This is a genomic window from Aromatoleum toluolicum (genome assembly GCF_012911005.2).
GTDB lineage: Bacteria > Pseudomonadota > Gammaproteobacteria > Burkholderiales > Rhodocyclaceae > Aromatoleum > Aromatoleum toluolicum.
Genome location: NZ_WTVS01000067.1, coordinates 12238 through 27838 on the forward strand (window position 1 = coordinate 12238; position 15601 = coordinate 27838).

General features: G+C 68.4%; 14 protein-coding genes. 6 read left to right on the plus strand and 8 right to left on the minus strand.

From position 1 onward, the window contains the following. Window positions 1–2: 2 nt before the first annotated feature. The 5 genes from GPA27_RS22855 to GPA27_RS22875 form a co-directional block, all read right to left on the minus strand. Entirely contained in the window at window positions 3–995 is a 993-nt protein-coding gene (locus GPA27_RS22855) for a peptidase U32 family protein (protein ID WP_169142732.1), read from the minus strand. Between the two features lie 12 nt (window positions 996–1007). After that, window positions 1008–2441 (minus strand): aminotransferase class I/II-fold pyridoxal phosphate-dependent enzyme, encoded by a 1434-nt coding sequence (locus GPA27_RS22860; RefSeq protein ID WP_169142733.1) that lies wholly within the window; start codon window positions 2439–2441, stop codon window positions 1008–1010. A gap of 184 nt (window positions 2442–2625) precedes the next feature. After that, entirely contained in the window at window positions 2626–3819 is a 1194-nt protein-coding gene (locus GPA27_RS22865) for a multidrug effflux MFS transporter (RefSeq protein WP_169142734.1), read from the minus strand. A 67-nt stretch (window positions 3820–3886) separates the two neighbouring features. Then, window positions 3887–5386 (minus strand): YifB family Mg chelatase-like AAA ATPase, encoded by a 1500-nt coding sequence (locus GPA27_RS22870; protein ID WP_169142735.1) that lies wholly within the window; start codon window positions 5384–5386, stop codon window positions 3887–3889. Between the two features lie 112 nt (window positions 5387–5498). Then, a complete protein-coding gene (locus GPA27_RS22875; RefSeq protein ID WP_169142736.1) occupies window positions 5499–5762 on the minus strand; it encodes an accessory factor UbiK family protein in 264 nt (87 codons plus the stop codon). Window positions 5763–6091: 329 nt separating this feature from the next. Between GPA27_RS22875 and GPA27_RS22880 the strand changes: the two genes are divergently transcribed. The 5 genes from GPA27_RS22880 (at window position 6092) to GPA27_RS22900 (ending at window position 11020) form a co-directional block, all read left to right on the plus strand. Then, window positions 6092–6835 carry a TorF family putative porin gene (locus GPA27_RS22880; protein ID WP_169142737.1) on the plus strand — a complete coding sequence of 248 codons (744 nt, stop codon included), beginning with the start codon at window positions 6092–6094 and terminating at the stop codon, window positions 6833–6835. Window positions 6836–6885: 50 nt separating this feature from the next. Continuing rightward, window positions 6886–7224: a P-II family nitrogen regulator gene (glnK, locus tag GPA27_RS22885; protein WP_076600318.1), complete on the plus strand. Its 339-nt coding sequence runs from the start codon at window positions 6886–6888 to the stop codon at window positions 7222–7224. 11 nt (window positions 7225–7235) lie between these two features. Beyond that, on the plus strand, window positions 7236–8696 hold the full coding sequence (locus GPA27_RS22890) for an ammonium transporter (protein ID WP_169142738.1): 1461 nt from the start codon (window positions 7236–7238) through the stop codon (window positions 8694–8696). A 177-nt stretch (window positions 8697–8873) separates the two neighbouring features. Next, on the plus strand, window positions 8874–9320 hold the full coding sequence (locus GPA27_RS22895; protein WP_169142739.1) for a rhodanese-like domain-containing protein: 447 nt from the start codon (window positions 8874–8876) through the stop codon (window positions 9318–9320). Between the two features lie 65 nt (window positions 9321–9385). Continuing rightward, the gene (locus GPA27_RS22900) at window positions 9386–11020 is read left to right on the plus strand and encodes a methyl-accepting chemotaxis protein (RefSeq protein ID WP_169142740.1); all 1635 of its coding nucleotides are present in this window, start codon (window positions 9386–9388) and stop codon (window positions 11018–11020) included. Window positions 11021–11062: 42 nt separating this feature from the next. Here the strand turns inward: GPA27_RS22900 and purU are convergent, their stop codons facing one another. The 3 genes from purU to ilvA all read right to left on the minus strand — a co-directional run bounded on the left by purU (window position 11063) and on the right by ilvA (window position 14056). Continuing rightward, complete coding sequence (gene purU / locus GPA27_RS22905) at window positions 11063–11938, minus strand: formyltetrahydrofolate deformylase (protein ID WP_169142741.1); 876 nt, start codon at window positions 11936–11938, stop codon at window positions 11063–11065. 4 nt (window positions 11939–11942) lie between these two features. After that, a complete protein-coding gene (thrH, locus tag GPA27_RS22910; RefSeq protein WP_169142742.1) occupies window positions 11943–12554 on the minus strand; it encodes a bifunctional phosphoserine phosphatase/homoserine phosphotransferase ThrH in 612 nt (203 codons plus the stop codon). A 263-nt stretch (window positions 12555–12817) separates the two neighbouring features. After that, window positions 12818–14056 carry a threonine ammonia-lyase gene (gene ilvA, locus GPA27_RS22915; protein WP_169142743.1) on the minus strand — a complete coding sequence of 413 codons (1239 nt, stop codon included), beginning with the start codon at window positions 14054–14056 and terminating at the stop codon, window positions 12818–12820. Between the two features lie 208 nt (window positions 14057–14264). Here ilvA and GPA27_RS22920 point away from each other — a divergent pair, with 208 nt between their 5' ends. Beyond that, window positions 14265–15476 (plus strand): HD-GYP domain-containing protein, encoded by a 1212-nt coding sequence (locus GPA27_RS22920; protein WP_169142744.1) that lies wholly within the window; start codon window positions 14265–14267, stop codon window positions 15474–15476. The last annotated feature ends 125 nt before the right edge of the window (window positions 15477–15601 follow it).

Below are 15601 nucleotides of genomic sequence, written 5' to 3' on the forward strand. Positions count from 1 at the left end.
GCTTATTGGGTCACGGCCGCGGCGGCGGCGGAAACGCGTGCGGATTCGTCGATCGCCTGGCGCAGCAGGCGGTTGTCGCGCTTGTTGCGCTCGGTCATCCAGCGCCCGCGCAGGATCTCGAGCTCCGTGGCGAACACCGAGAGGTCGGGGCGATCCGTTTCGAGGATGGCGTCGACCGCGCGCCGATACACGCGCACGATGTCGCGCACCAGCACCGCAGAACGGTCGCGCCCGGGCACCTTGAGGCAGTCGACGCCGGCGGCGAGGTAGTCCGGCAGCTCCTCCAGCCACAGCGCCGGGTTGGTCTTGATCGTCATCGGCATGCGGTAATCGATGTCGTCGACGTTGAAGTTCCACTCCGTCTGGCACACGCGCAGGCAGTCGCCGCCGCGCGAGGCCGAGCCGAAGAAGTGGTCCTTGCCCTCGGTGTCGAGCCAGCGGCGGAAGCTGAAGTAGCTGCTCATGTTGCATTTGCCGGGGCAGATCTTGCCGCCCGACGGCGTCTTGAACAGGAAGACCTCGATGCCGACCTTGCCCGCGCCCTTGATCTGGCGGATCTCCTCCACCGACAGGCGGTAGGGCAGCACGACGTAGTCCGCGCCCAGTTCGCGCAGGAAGCGCACGTCCTCGTAGTTGGTGATGCCGCAGCCGACGCTGGTATGCACATTCACGTGCGGCAGGCGCTCCTTCACCAGCCGCATCGCGCCGAGGTCGCTGATCATGAAGCCCTGTGCGCCCCAGCCCGCATAGCGCTCGACGCGCTCGACGAACATCGGCAGCTCGGTCGAGCTCGGCAGCGTGTTCACGACCACGCGCACTTCCTTGCCGCGCGCCAGCGCGTAGTCGATCGTGTGGCGGATCTCGTCGTCGTTGAGCTCGTCCTGCGCGCCGCGCCGGCTCCAGCCGACGACGCCGACGTACACCGCGTCCGCGCCCTCGTCGAGCACCGTCTTCGCCATCTCCAGCGTGCCGCCGGGGGCCATCATCATCACCATGCTTGTTCTCCTTCAGGCCGGAACGGCGTCCCGGCAGTCCTGGTCTTCGCGCAGCAGTTCGCCCAGTGCGGCGAGGAAGCGCGCGTTCTCGGCGGGCAGGCCGACGCTCACGCGGATGTGCCCGGGCAGGCCGTAGCGGGCCATGCACTTCACGGCGACGCCGCGTTCGGCCAGGCGCGCCAGCGCATCGCGCGGCGCACGCAGCAGCACGAAGTTCGCTGCCGAAGGCACGAACTCGACCCCCAGACGCGTGAGCCCTGCCGTCAGCATTTCCAGGCCGCGGAAGTTCGCGTCGATGCTGGCGCGGCGGTGGGTCTCGTCCTCCAGCGCCGCGAGCGCGGCCGCCTGCGCCAGCGAGCCGACGTGGTACTGCGGGCACAGCGCGGCGAGCCGCCGCACCAGTGTTTCGGGCGCGAAACCGTAGCCCACGCGCAAGCCCGCCAGCCCCTCGACTTTCGATAGCGAGCGCAGGGCCAGCACCGCGGCGCCGCGACGCACGTCCGCCGCCGCGTCGATCAGCGCGCGGCCCTCGGCGTAGTCGCGGTAGGCCTCGTCGAGCAGCAGCACCGCGCCGGCCGGCAGCGCGTCGCGCAGGCGCGCCCAAGCGGCCGGGTCCATCAGCGTCCCCGTGGGGTTGTGCGGCGAGGCGACGACCACGAGGCGCGTGTCCGGGCTGAGGCGCGCGAGGTATTCGTCGATTGAGTATTCGCTGCCCGCCAGCGGCACCGTGACGACGCGGGCGCCCACGCGCGCGGCGGCCGAGCGGTAGGCGGGAAAGGCCGGATCGGGGATCAGCACCTCGCCGCCGGCGCCGACGAAGGCGCGCAGCGCGAGGTCGATCAGGTCGCACGCGCCGTTGCCGATCACCAGCTGCGACGCGGCAAGCCCCAGCCGGCGCGCAAGGGCGTCACGCAGTTCGGCGCTGTCGGCCGCCGGATAGCGGTGCAGCCGCGCCGCCGTGCGCGCGATCGCGGCGCACGCCGCCGGCGAGGGACCGAAGGGGTTCTCGTTGCCCGCCAGATCGACCGCGGGGCCATCCGCACCGGCGTAGTGCGCGCGGATCGACGCGACCAGCGCGGGATGGGGTTCGGCCTGCGGGCGCGCGGCGCGCACCCGGGCGAAGGCCTCGTCGAGGGACAGGCCGAGGTGCTCGTGCAGAAAACACGCCGCCAGCGCCGGGGAACGCGAAATCCCCTGCTCGCAGTGCATCAGCACGCGGTGCCCGGCGGCGATGCGAGCGGCGAGGAAGGCCGCGGCCGCGCGGATCGTCGCGGCGGGCAAGGCCACGCGGTCGGCCACCGCCAGCCCCAGCTGCAGCGCCACCTCCGCCGGTCGGGCCAGCGGCGCCAGCGACAGCAGCGTGTCGATGCCCGCCGCCTGCAGCGCGGCGCCGTCGGCGGCGTCGGCGCGGCTGCCCACGGCCAGCTGCGGCATCACAAAGTCCATTCCATCGCCCTCCGGGTCACGCCTGCGAACATGTCGACATCATCGACACGTGCGCCCGGACGCGACACGGCAGGATCATGAAGCGGAGATCATGATTTTCTGTAAATCCACCTCGTCATTATGGTTATGGCCGTCGTGCCGGTCCGGCGTGCTGCCCCGCAGCACGTGCATGCATCGCCGCCCCTCAGCGCAGGCAGCCGCCGGCGCGGCGGCACCACGCGACGAAGCCGATGGCGCCGAGCGTCAGGAAGCCCGCCATGCCCGCCGCCAGCGTCAGCGGCGATTGCCACAGCAGCGGCGCGAAGACGCCGGCGATGGTCGAATTGATGCCGACCTGCAGGAAGCTCTGGCAGCTCGACGCCAGCCCGCGGTGCGACGGAAACAGCTCCAGCGCCAGCAGCGTCATGCTCGGCATCGACAGGGCCATGCCGAAGGTGTACAGCACGATGGGCAGCACCGACCACGGCAGGCCGGGCGGCAGCAGCGTGGCGACCAGCAGGTTGGCGAGCGCCGCGACCGCCATGATCGTCATGCCGATGACGACCGTGCGGCGCACGTGCCAGCGCCCGGCCACCCGCTCCGACAGCGCCGAGCCCGCGCTCATGCCGACCACCGCCGGCACGAACAGCCAGCCGAATTCCTGCGCGCCGAGGCCCAGGTGCTGCATCAGGAAGGCCGGCGCCGACAGCACATACAGGAAGAAGCCGTTGAAGTTGAAGGCCGCCGCCACGCTCAGCACCACGAAGGCGCCGCTGCCCAGCACGCGCCGGTAGGCACGCGCGAGCAGCACCGGGTGCAGTGGATGGCGGTGCTCGGCCAGCAGGGTTTCAGGCAGGAAGCGCCAGGTGAGGACGGCCAGCACGGCGCCGAACAAGGCGAGGAAGAAGAAGATCGCGCGCCAGCCTGCTGCGGCCAGCAGCAGGCCGCCGATGATGGGCGCGATCGCCGGCGCGACGCCGAAGATCAGCATCACGCGCGACATCAGCCGCTGCGCGTGCGCGCCGTCGAAGAGATCGCGGATCACCGCGCGCCCGACCACCATGCCGGCGCCGCCCACCATGCCCTGCAGCGCGCGCCCCGCCCACAGCCATTCGATCGACGGCGCCAGCGCGCACACCAGCGAGGCCAGCGCGAACAGCCCGCTGCCGGCGATGAGCACGAGCCGGCGCCCGAAATGGTCGGCGAGCGCGCCGTGCCACAGCACCATGAAGGCGAAGGTCGCCATGTAGGCGGTGAGGGTCTGCTGGATCTCGAGCGGCGTGGCGCCGAGCTCCGCCCCCATCACCCCGAACGCGGGCAGGTAGGTGTCGATCGAAAACGGCCCGATGGCCGCGAGCGCCGCGAGGACAAACGCTAGCCAGGGCGAGGTGGCGGGCATCGGGGGGGGATCCCTGGGGTCGTTGTTGTTCGGTACCGGGCGCCCCCCGCGCGCCACGGCGGCCGCGTCAGCGCGAGTCGAGGCCGCGCCGGTACTGGATCGCCTCGGCCACATGCGGCGGACCGACGCGTTCGGCGCCGGCGAGGTCCGCGATCGTGCGGGCGACCTTCAGGATGCGATGATACCCGCGCGCGGACAGATTCAGCCGTCGTATCGCCTGCTCGAGCAAGGCCTTGCCCTGCTCGTCGGGCACGCACAGCGCATCGACGCGCCCCGGCGCGAGATGGCTGTTCGCGCCGCCCTGGCGCGCGCGCTGCACCGCCCAAGCCTGCACGACGCGCTCGCGCACCGCTGCGCTGGTCTCGCCCGCCGGTTGCGCGGTCATCTCGGCGTGGTCGAGCAGCGGCACCTCGATGACGAGGTCCATGCGGTCGAGCAGCGGCCCGGACAGGCGTCCGCGATAGCGCGCGACCTGGTCCGGCGTGCACCGGCAGCGTCCGCCCTTGTCGCCGGCGTGGCCGCAGGGACACGGATTCATCGCCGCGACGAGCTGGAAGCGCGCCGGGAATTCGGCGCGCTGGCGTGCCCGCGACACCGTCACGCTACCGGTCTCGAGCGGCTCGCGCAGCGCCTCAAGGACGCGGCGGTCGAATTCGGGCAGTTCGTCGAGGAACAGCACGCCGCGGTGCGCGAGGCTGATCTCGCCGGGCCGCGGATTCGCGCCGCCGCCGACGAGCGCCGGCGCGGAGGCCGAGTGGTGCGGCGCGCGATACGGCCGGCGCCCCCAGCGGCGGGCGTCGAAGCCGCCTTCGAGCGACTGGATCGATGCGCTCTCGATCGCCTCGGCCTCGTCGAGCGGCGGCAGCAGCCCCGGCAGGCGGCGCGCGAGCATGGACTTGCCGGTCCCCGGCGGACCGAACATCAACAGCGAGTGCTGCCCGGCGGCTGCGACCTCGAGCGCGCGGCGCGCCTGCAGCTGCCCCTTGACCTCGGCCAGATCCGCTTCGTCGTCCCGCCCCTCGGCGGCCGGCGGCGGCTGGCGGCGCACGAGCGCCGAGTGGCCGTTGAGGTGCGCGCACACGGCCAGCAGGCTGGCGGCGGGCAGCACAGTGGCGCCGCGTGCGAGCGCCGCCTCGTCGGCGTTGGCGGCCGGCAGCACCAGCGCGCGACCGGTGCGCCCGCTCTCCAGCGCCATCGCGAGGCCGCCGCGCACCGCGCGCAGGCTGCCGTCGAGCGAGAGTTCGCCGACGAACTCGTGCTGCGCGAGCCCCGCCGCATCCACCTGCCCCGACGCCGCGAGGATGCCCAGCGCGATCGGCAGGTCGAAGCGCCCGCCCTCCTTGGGCAGGTCCGCGGGTGCAAGATTGACCGTGATGCGGCGTTGCGGGAATTCGAACTGCGAGGTCGCGATCGCGGCGCGCACGCGTTCGCGCGCCTCGCGGACTTCGGTGTCGGGCAGGCCGACCAGGTTGAATGCGGGCAGGCCGTTGGCGAGGTGGACTTCCACCGTCACCTCGGGCGCGCCCATGCCTGCGAGCGCCCTGGTGCGTACGAGAGCCAGCGACATCGGTACCTCCGGAATGGACTGCGCTCAGTCTACCGGAGGCTCCGACAATGACGAAAGATTATCTACAAGGCATCGATACGACGCCGTGCGGTGCGCGGACGGGCGCTGCCGCTCACTCGTCTTCGCGGTCGGCGCGCGCGCGCACGAGTTCGGATTCGAGCGCAGCGACGCGGTCTTCCAGCTCGGCGAGCTTCTGGCGCGCGTGCACGAGCACCTCGCGCTGCACGTCGAACTCTTCGCGCGTGACCAGATCGAGCTTGCCGAAGGCGCTGCCGAGCAGGGCCTTGGCGTTCTTTTCGAAATCCCGGGCGGGATTGCTGGCGGCGAGTTCGGACAACTTGGCGCCGATGTCATCGAGGAAGCGGGGGCCTGCCATGAAGTTACCTCTGGGGCGAAAGCAAAGGGGAAAAGTCTAGCACGGGCGCAGGTTCGCGAACGGACGCTCACCCCCTCCGCCCCATTGCGGTGAGCGCTCCGCCCGCGCGGGGCGTCATGCACCACGAAATCGACTATAACGCACCATGACGGTGCATCCGACGATCAGACGCTCTGCTGCATGTGCACAAGATCGCCCCGAAAACCCCCTCTATTCAAGCATTTTCAACGTTAAAACAAAAACTTACAACACCAACCAAACGACTTGGCACGGCGCGTGCAAAGGAGGAGCCGTCAGCTATCAAACACCAACCATCAAGGAGCTACACCATGCACAAGTGCATCCTCGCCCTTGCCGTCGCCGCAGGCCTTCCGCTGATCGCCTCCGGCACGGCCGCCGCCGGCGACAGCCCGATCGCCGCGAACGTCGCCCTCGTGTCCGACTATGCCTACCGCGGCATCAGCCAGACCGACGAGAAGCCGGCGCTGCAGGGCGGTTTCGATTATGCGCATGCGAGCGGCCTGTACATCGGCGTGTGGGGATCGAACGTGTCGTGGCTGAGCGATCTCGAGCGCGGCACCGGCGAAAACTCGGGCAACAGCCTCGAACTGGACGTCTACGGCGGCTACAAGGGCACGATCGGCGACATCGGCTACGACGTCGGCCTGCTGCAGTACGTCTACCCGGGTGAGTTCGACTCGGGCTGGCGCAACACGATCGGCCTGAAGCACCCGAACACGCTGGAAGGCTATGTCGGCCTGTCGTGGCAGTTCCTGTCCTTCAAGTACTCGAACTCCTTCACCAACCTGTTCGGCGCGCCGGACTCCAAGGGCAGCCAGTACTTCGACCTGTCGGCCGCCTACGAGGTGATCCCGGGCACGACGCTCAACGCCCACTACGGCCACCAGATGATCGCCGGCCCGGCCGAGTCCTACTCCGACTGGAAGGTCGGCGTCAGCCAGGCCGTCGCGGGCGTGACGCTGGGCCTGCACTACGTGGATACCGACATGAAGGACAAGAGCGACTTCGACGCCGACGGCCGCTACGTCCTCAGCGTCGCCAAGACCTTCTGAGCCTGCAACGCCGCGGGGCCCCGGCCCCGCAAGACTGAAAGGAAACCATCATGAAATTCGTCACAGCCATCATCAAGCCCTTCAAGCTCGACGAAGTGCGCGAGGCCCTCTCGGCGATCGGCGTGCAGGGCATCACCGTCACCGAGGTCAAGGGCTTCGGCCGGCAGAAGGGTCACACCGAGCTGTACCGCGGCGCCGAATACGTCGTCGACTTCCTGCCCAAGGTGAAGATCGAGGCCGCCGTGCGCACCGAGCTGCTCGAACAGGTGATCGAGGCGATCGAGAAGTCCGCCGCGACCGGCAAGATCGGCGACGGCAAGATCTTCGTCTTCGACCTCGAGCAGGCCATCCGCATCCGCACCGGCGAAACGGGCGCCGACGCGCTGTAAGGGAGAACATCATGAAAAAACTGTTTGCCGTACTGCTTGCGGTCCTGGCGCTCGGCTTCGCCGGGCTCGCCAGTGCCGAGGATGCACCGGCCGCCGCCGAGGCGGTCACCGCGGTTGCCGAGGCGGCCGCCGCGGCGGAACCGGCCGCTGCCGCGCCGGCCCCCACGGTCAACAAGGGCGACACCGCCTGGATGCTGACCTCCACCGCGCTGGTCGCCTTCATGGTGATCCCGGGCCTCGCGCTGTTCTACGGCGGCCTGGTGCGCTCGAAGAACATGCTGTCGGTGCTGATGCAGGTCTTCGTGATCTTCTCGCTGATGATCGTGCTGTGGTTCGTGTACGGCTACAGCCTCGCCTTCACCGAGGGCAACGCGTTCATAGGCGGCTTGTCGAAAGCCTTCCTCAGCGGCGTGACGGTCGATTCGATGGCCGCGACCTTCAGCAAGGGCGTCGCGATCCCCGAGTTCGCCTACATCATCTTCCAGGCGACCTTCGCGGCGATCACCCCGGCGCTGATCGTCGGCGCCTTCGCCGAGCGCATGAAGTTCTCCGCGGTGCTGCTGTTCATGGTGCTGTGGTTCACCTTCTCCTACCTGCCGATGGCCCACATGGTGTGGTACTGGGCGGGTCCGGATGCCTACATCGACGCCGCCGCGGGTGAAGCGGCCGCTGCGACCGCGGGCTTCCTGTTCCAGAAGGGTGCGCTCGACTTCGCCGGCGGTACCGTGGTGCACATCAACGCCGCCGTCGCCGGCCTCGTGGGTGCCTTCATGATCGGCAAGCGCATCGGCTACGGCCGCGAATCGATGGCGCCGCACTCGCTGACGCTGACGATGGTCGGTGCCTCGATGCTGTGGATCGGCTGGTTCGGCTTCAACGCCGGCTCCAACCTCGAAGCCAACGGCCTGACCGCGCTCGCCTTCCTCAACACGATGGTCGCGACCGGCATGGCGGCGATGTCGTGGATGACCGCGGAATGGCTGATGAAGGGCAAGCCCTCGCTGCTGGGTGCGGCTTCGGGTGCAGTGTCGGGCCTCGTCGCGATCACCCCGGCCTGCGGCTGGGTCGGCCCGATGGGCGCGCTGGTGATCGGCCTGCTCGCCGGCGTGATCTGCCTGTGGGGCGTGAATGGCCTCAAGCGCATGCTCGGTGCCGATGACGCGCTCGACGTGTTCGGCGTGCATGGCGTGGGCGGCATCCTCGGCGCGCTCCTGACCGGTGTGTTCGCCAACCCGGACCTCGGCGGCGTCGGCGTGTATGACTACGTCGCCAACGCGGTCGCGCCGTTCTCGACCTCCGCGCAGGTCACCAGCCAGGTCTGGGGCGTGGTCGTCGCGATCGTGTGGTCGGGCGTCGTGTCGGTGGTCGCCTACAAGATCGTCGATGTGCTGATCGGCCTGCGCGTGCCGGAAGAAGAAGAGCGCGAAGGCCTCGACATCACCGCCCACGGCGAGACGGCCTACCACATCTGAGCATCTCCGGATCGCTCCGTCGTCCGGTCGTTCAACGGGCGCCCCTTCGGGGGCGCCCGTTTTCGTTCACGCCGCCGCGCAGCACAGCGCGGCAAAAAATCACCATTACGCCTAAATAGGTATTACTATTCGAATATGCACGTTTGCTTACTTTTTCTTACACACCCCGAGGATTCAATGATTCGCATCCTGTCACGCATCGCCGCCGCCACGCTGTTTTCCTTCACTGCCCTTGCCGCACACGCCGTCGACAATCCGACCAGTCTGGCCGGGGCAACCGTCGTCACGCCGGAGCAGGCCCGCGATCTGCAGTCGAAGGGCGCGTTGGTCATCGACGCCCGTTCGGCTGCCGAATATGCTGAAGGGCATATCGACGGCGCCATCAACGTGCCTTACAAGGAAAAGAGCGAGAAGAAACCGGACTTCGACGTCGCCGTCGACAGCGTCGACCTGGGCAAGCTGCCGGGCGACAAGGCGGCCCCGATCGTGACCTACTGCAACGGCCATGACTGCTGGAAGAGCTACAAGCTGTCGATTGCCGCGATGAAGGCCGGCCACACCAAAGTCAACTGGCTGCGCGACGGCCTGCCCGGCTGGAAGGCGAAGGGCCTGCCGGTCAAGTAATCCGCTCCACTGCCGTAACCCAAGGCTGCGCCGGCACGCGCAGCCTTTTCTTTTCAGGAATACCCATGCGTACGACACTCTCGCTGAAGGCAAAACTCTATGCCCTGGCGGCCTTTGCCCTCGTGATGATCGTCGCCATCGCGGCCATGCTCTTCTATGGCAACGCGTCCTCCACCGAAGCACTGCGCCGGGTGTATGAAGAAAACGTCATCCCGCTGCGCAAGATCCAGACGGTGAGCGACCAGCTCGGAGAGGTGCGCTTCCGCATCGCCGGCGTCATTACCGACCAGATGCCTGCACCGGGTTCGCGCCGCCATCTCGCGGAAGCGCGCGAGGCGCTCCCCCAGTTGTGGGCCGACTACCGCCGGATGACCGCGACCGGTACGGACGAAACGGACGAGCTGGCGCTGACCGCGAAGCTCGAACAGGGCCTCGCGACGCTGCCCGGACTCTTCGCCAAGCTCGATACCGCCTACTCGTCGAGCAATGACAAGGAACTGCTCACGGCCATCCTCGAGGAGGACTGGCCGCCGGTGATCACCAGCGTCTCCAAGCCCCTCGCGGAACTCATCGCCCTGCGCACCCAGGAGGTGGAGCAGGTCTACCACGAGGCCGCGCGCATGGAGCGCGAGCTGAACCGGTACGCCACGATTCTCGTCGGCGGCGCCGTCGTGCTGCTCGCGATCTTCACCACGCTGATCATCCGCGCCATCACCCGTCCCGTCGCGGACGTGCAGCGCGCCCTGGCGCAGGTCGCGCAGGGCGACCTGACGGCCAAGAGCACAGTGCGCAGTGGCGACGAGCTGGGGGAAATGGCACGCGCCATCAACGCCTCGCTCGAGACGCTGGGCGGCACGCTGGCGCAGGTGCGCAGCGGATCGGACCGCGTCGCCGAAGCCTCGGACAACGTGCGCACCAGCGCGCAGGATATCCACGACCGCGCGCAGATGCAGTCCGACGAGGTCATGAAGATGACGGCTGCGATGGAACAACTCACCGTCTCCGTCGGCGAGATCTCGACCGGCTCGGCGCAAGTCTCCGAGGCCGCCAACAGCGCCCATGAAGCGGCGGAACGCGGCAGTCAGCTGATGCGCGAGAGCCGCGTTGCCACCGAACGCGCCCAGCATGCCTCGGCCGACGCGACGCAGGCCGTGAGCGCCCTGTCGAGCTCCATCCAGCAGATCAACGCCATCTCCACGGTGATCCGCGAGATCGCGGACCAGACCAACCTGCTCGCGCTCAATGCCGCCATCGAGGCCGCGCGTGCCGGCGAAGCGGGGCGTGGTTTCGCGGTGGTGGCCGACGAGGTGCGCAAGCTCGCCGAGCGCACCGGCCACAGCACGACCGAGATCTCGAACATCGTGCGCGGCGTGGAACAGCAGGCCGCCTCGGCGGTGCAGGCCATGCGCGCGGTGGATGCCGACGTCGCCGAGGATGCCGACAAGATCGGCCGGCTCGAGGAGGCATTCACGCAGATCGTCGCGGCTGCGGGTCGCGTTTCGTCGCTGTCCGAAGATATCGCGCACTCGACGAAGGAGCAGCGCGTCGTCGCCGAGCAGACCGCGAACGGCATGGAAGCGATCTCGCAGGCAGTCGAGCACACCAGCGCAACCATTGCTCACATGGCCGCCGCGGCCGAAGACTCGGCGCACACCGCAGCCGCCTTGCGTCAGGTGGTGAGCAACTTCCGCACCGCCTGAGGCAACGGTGCGCCGGACGGCGTGGCCGCCGTCCGGCGCAGCTCAGCGGAACACCACCGTCTTGTTGCCGTGCAGCAGCACGCGGCCTTCGAGGTGGTAGCGCAGGCCGCGCGCGAGCACGGTCTTCTCGATGTCCTTGCCGTAGCGCACCATGTCCTCGACCGAGTCGGAGTGGTCGATGCGGATCACGTCCTGCTCGATGATCGGCCCCTGGTCGAGTTCGGACGTGACGTAGTGGCAGGTCGCGCCGATCAGCTTCACGCCCTTGGCCCACGCTTGGTGGTAGGGCTTCGCGCCGACGAAGCTGGGCAGGAAGCTGTGGTGGATGTTGATGATGCGCCCCGGATAGGCGGCGCACAACTCCGGCGACAGCACCTGCATGTAGCGCGCGAGCACGATCGTGTCGCCGCGCACCTCCTCGACGATGCGCCGCACCTCGGCATAGGCGGAGGCCTTGGTGTCCGCGGTGACCGGCACATGGTGGAAGGGGATGCCGTGCCATTCGACGAAGCCGCGGAAGGTGTCGTGGTTCGAGATCACGCACGGGATCTCGATGTCCAGCTCCTTCGACTGCCAGCGCGCGAGCAGATCGTAGAGGCAGTGCTCCTGCTTCGACACCAGCACGACGACGCGCTTCTTCACCGCCGAGTCGGTGATGCTCCAGTCCATCTCCAGCTCTTCGGCGATCGGGCGGAAGCGCTCGCGGAACTCGGCGAGGTGGAAGGGCAGCGAGTCGGCCTTGATCTCGATGCGCATGAAGTAGCGCGCCACCGCCGCGCCGTCCGCGGGGGGTTCGGCGTGCAGCGAGGTCTCGAGGATCCAGCCGCGGTGCTCGGCGATGAAGCCCGACACGCGCGCGACGATGCCGACGCGGTCGGGACAGGACGCCGACAGGGTGTAGAAGCGGTCGCGGTGCATCGGATTACGCGACGCGCGCGAAGGCCTTGTCGATCTCGCGGCGCAGCTCGGCGTAGCTGCGCGTGACGGGGAACTGCGGGAACTCGCGGATGACGTTCTCGGGCGGATGGAACAGGATGCCGCCGTGCGCCTCGCCGAGCATCGCGGTGTCGTTGTACGAGTCGCCGGCGGCGACGACGGTGAGGTTCAGCTCCTTGAAGCGCTTCACGGCCTCGCGCTTCTGGTCGGGCATGCGCAGGTGATAGTTCACCAGCACGCCATTCGCGTCGGCTTCGAGGCGGTGGCACAGCAGGGTCGGCCAGCCGAGCTGCTTCATCAGCGGCTTGGCGAACTCCTGGAAGGTGTCGGAGAGGATCACGACCTGGTAGCTCTCGCGCAGGTCGTCGAGGAAATCGCGCGCACCGGCCATCGGCCCCATGCTGGCGATCACGTCCTGGATGTCGGGCAGGCCCAGCTTGCGCTCGGCCAGGATCTTGAGCCGGTACTTCATCAACGTATCGTAGTTCGGCTCGTCGCGCGTCGTGCGGCGCAGTTCCGGGATGCCGGTACGCTCGGCGAATTCGATCCAGATTTCGGGGACCAGCACACCTTCGAGGTCGAGACAGACGATCTGCACGGCAAGCTTCCTGTTATCGGCGAATAAAGAAACCGTGAATTCTAGCAGTCGCCGGCCGCCGCAACCGCCGCACGCGGAGGGCAGCGCGTTCAAAAAATTTAATCTACCGGGAACCTATTAGAAGGCCGGCGGTCTGGGGAATATGGCCCTATAATGGCAGGGCTAAATGCGTAACCCTTGGCCGATGGAGGCCATTTGGCGGGACGACTCCGGTCGTCCCGTTTTTCTTTCTGCCGCCTCCCCGTCGGCCGTTATTCCCGTGCTCAGCCGCCGAGCAGGTTGCGCACGCGCAGGCCCTGCTGCGCGAAATGCACGCGCAATTCGTCCTGGTGCTCGAAGTCGCGCGTCTCCATCTGCAGGATCACCTCGGTCATGCCCACGGGCACATGCAGCTCGCCGCGCCGGTGTTCGACGTGGCGCACGTTCATGCCCAGGTCGGCGACCGTCTTGAGCACCGCGAGCAACTGGCCCGGCGCGTCGGAAATGGTCACCGCAACACACATCAGCCGCCCGCTCGACGCGAGGCCGTAGTCGATCGAGCGCCCGACCAGGGTCATGTCGACGTTGCCGCCCGAGATCACCACCACCACCCGATCGTCCGGGCGCAGCGCGATCTTCTTCTGCATCAGCGCGGCGAGCCCGACGACGCCGGCGCCCTCCCCTATCGTGCGGGTGCGTTCGAGCAGCGTGACGATGGCTTCGGCGATGGCGTTGTCATCGACGGTGACGATCTCGTCGACATAGCGTGCGATGACTTGGCGCGTGAGCTTGCCGGGGCGCTTCACCTTGATGCCGTCGGCGATCGTGTGCGCGCCGGGCGGCACCTCCTCCAGCACGCCGTCGCGCAGGAAGGTGCGCCACGGCGCGACCGTCTCGGTCTGCACGCCGATCACGCGGATCGCCGGATTCTGCAGCTTGAGCGCGAGCGCGATGCCCGAGATCAGCCCGCCGCCGCCCAACGGCACGATCGCGACCGTCATGTCGGGGGCGTCCTCGAGCATCTCCAGGCCGCAGCTCGCCTGCCCGGCGATGACGTCCCAGTCGTCGTAAGGATGGAGGAAGGTGAGACCCTCGGCCTGCGCCAGTTTCAGGGCCTCGTCGGTCGCGACTTCCAGCGTCTCGCCGACCAGGCGCACGTCGGCGCCGAGCTTGCGGCACGACTGGATCTTCGTCAGCGGCGCGTTCACGGGCATGCAGACGACGGCGCGCAGTCCGCACTGGGCGGCCGCACGCGCGACGCCCTGGGCGTGATTGCCTGCCGACGCGGCGACGACGCCGGTGGGCGGATGCTCGCCCGCGAGCAGACGACCGATCTTGTGCGTGGCGCCGCGCAGCTTGAACGAGCCGGTGCGCTGCAGGTTTTCCAGTTTGAGGCGCAGCGGCACGCCCAGCTCCTCGGAGAGCGGGTCGTTCTGCCACTGCACGGTGCGCAGGATGGCGTCGCGGATGCGCTCGCGCGCGGCGAGCAGGGCCGGCAGGTCGAGAGGCAGGGTAGCAGGCATGCGAGAGGACCTCGGGGCAAGGGTTGCGCACGCGCACGCGGGGGGCGTGTGCGGACGCGTTAGCGCCACTTTAGCCGCAAACGGCCCGTACCCGGCAGCGCGGCGCAGACGCCGCCGCGCGCGGCTGCGGTCGCGCGGCACCACCGATATGCGGTATAAATCGAAACTGCCCCACAAACCACGCGCCGTCCCGCACCGTCTCCTGCAGATGATCAAACTGATACGCATCGAACAGCTCGCGCGGGGCATGTTCATCCACGACCTGAACTGCGACTGGATCGACCACGATTTCGTGCTCAGCCGCTTCCTCGTCAAGGACGCGGCGACGCTGGCACGCGTGCGCGCGATCGGCGTGCGCGAGCTCTACATCGACACCGCGCGCGGCGGCGACGTGGCCGACGCGCCGAGCGCGGACGAGGCCGCGCGCGAAGTCGACGCCACGCTGGACCGCATCGCGACGACGCGGCCGACCGAGGAGCTGGCGATCTCGCCCGAGGCCGAGCGCTATCGTGCGCGGCGCCTGCACGGCGAAGCGCGCCGCATCGTGCGCGACATGATGGGTGACGTCCGTCTCGGCAAGCAGATCGAGCTGGAGAAGATCGAACCGCTGGTCGAGAACATCGTCGCGTCGATCTTCCGCAAGTCCGACGCGCTGCTGCCCTTGCTGCACCTGAAGGACCATGACGACTACACCTTCATGCATTCGGTGTCGGTGTGCGCGCTGATGACGAGCTTCGCACGCACGCTGGAGCTGCCGCGCGAGGTGATCCACGAGATCTCGATCGGCGCGCTGCTGCACGACGTCGGCAAGGCCAAGGTGCCCGAGGACATCCTCAACAAGCCGGGCAAGCTCACCGACGCCGAGTTCGACGCAATGAAGTCACACGTCGTGCAGAGCAAGATCATCCTGCAGAACACGCCCGGCATCAGCGAGATCGCACTCGCCGTCGCCGCGCAGCACCACGAACGCTTCGACGGCACCGGCTACCCGAACCGCCTCGCCGGCGACGGCATCAGCCTGTACGGGCAGATGGCCGCGATCGTCGACGTGTATGACGCGATCACGTCGAACCGCGTCTACCATCAGGGCATGCCGCCGACGCTGGCGCTGCGCAAGCTGCTCGAATGGAGCAAGTTCCACTTCGCGCCCAAGCTCGTGCACGCCTTCATCCGCTCGATCGGCATCTACCCCACCGGCTCGCTCGTGAGCCTGCAGAGCAAGGCGCTCGCGGTGGTGCAGGAGCAGAACCCGGACAACCTGCTCAAGCCGCGCGTGCTGGTGATCTTCGACCTCCAGCAGCGCTGCTACACGACGCCGCGCGAGCTGAACCTCGCGGACTCGTCGGACGCGATCGTCGAGCACGAGGATTTCGCGCAGTGGCAGATCGACCCGGCGCGCTGGATCCCGGCGACGGCCTGATCACGACCGGACGGGGGGCCGGCGCAATTATCAATGTGGCAAACAAGCAGGTGATGTCACGTTGAGTGCTGCACGGCCGCCCCCTCCCCTTCAAGGGGAGGGCTGGGGTGGGGATGGGTCTATCC

Excerpts from the sequence above, each read along its gene's own strand:
- ilvA (WP_169142743.1), bottom strand. The coding sequence starts at position 14,056 with ATGCCTGCTACCCTGCCTCTCGACCTGCCGGCCCTGCTCGCCGCGCGC.
- GPA27_RS22855 (WP_169142732.1), bottom strand. The coding sequence starts at position 995 with ATGGTGATGATGATGGCCCCCGGCGGCACGCTGGAGATGGCGAAGACG.
- GPA27_RS22875 (WP_169142736.1), bottom strand. The coding sequence starts at position 5,762 with ATGGCAGGCCCCCGCTTCCTCGATGACATCGGCGCCAAGTTGTCCGAA.
- GPA27_RS22890 (WP_169142738.1), top strand. The coding sequence starts at position 7,236 with ATGAAAAAACTGTTTGCCGTACTGCTTGCGGTCCTGGCGCTCGGCTTC.
- glnK (WP_076600318.1), top strand. The coding sequence starts at position 6,886 with ATGAAATTCGTCACAGCCATCATCAAGCCCTTCAAGCTCGACGAAGTG.
- purU (WP_169142741.1), bottom strand. The coding sequence starts at position 11,938 with ATGCACCGCGACCGCTTCTACACCCTGTCGGCGTCCTGTCCCGACCGC.
- GPA27_RS22860 (WP_169142733.1), bottom strand. The coding sequence starts at position 2,441 with ATGGACTTTGTGATGCCGCAGCTGGCCGTGGGCAGCCGCGCCGACGCC.
- GPA27_RS22865 (WP_169142734.1), bottom strand. The coding sequence starts at position 3,819 with ATGCCCGCCACCTCGCCCTGGCTAGCGTTTGTCCTCGCGGCGCTCGCG.
- GPA27_RS22880 (WP_169142737.1), top strand. The coding sequence starts at position 6,092 with ATGCACAAGTGCATCCTCGCCCTTGCCGTCGCCGCAGGCCTTCCGCTG.
- GPA27_RS22920 (WP_169142744.1), top strand. The coding sequence starts at position 14,265 with ATGATCAAACTGATACGCATCGAACAGCTCGCGCGGGGCATGTTCATC.
- GPA27_RS22900 (WP_169142740.1), top strand. The coding sequence starts at position 9,386 with ATGCGTACGACACTCTCGCTGAAGGCAAAACTCTATGCCCTGGCGGCC.
- GPA27_RS22895 (WP_169142739.1), top strand. The coding sequence starts at position 8,874 with ATGATTCGCATCCTGTCACGCATCGCCGCCGCCACGCTGTTTTCCTTC.
- GPA27_RS22870 (WP_169142735.1), bottom strand. The coding sequence starts at position 5,386 with ATGTCGCTGGCTCTCGTACGCACCAGGGCGCTCGCAGGCATGGGCGCG.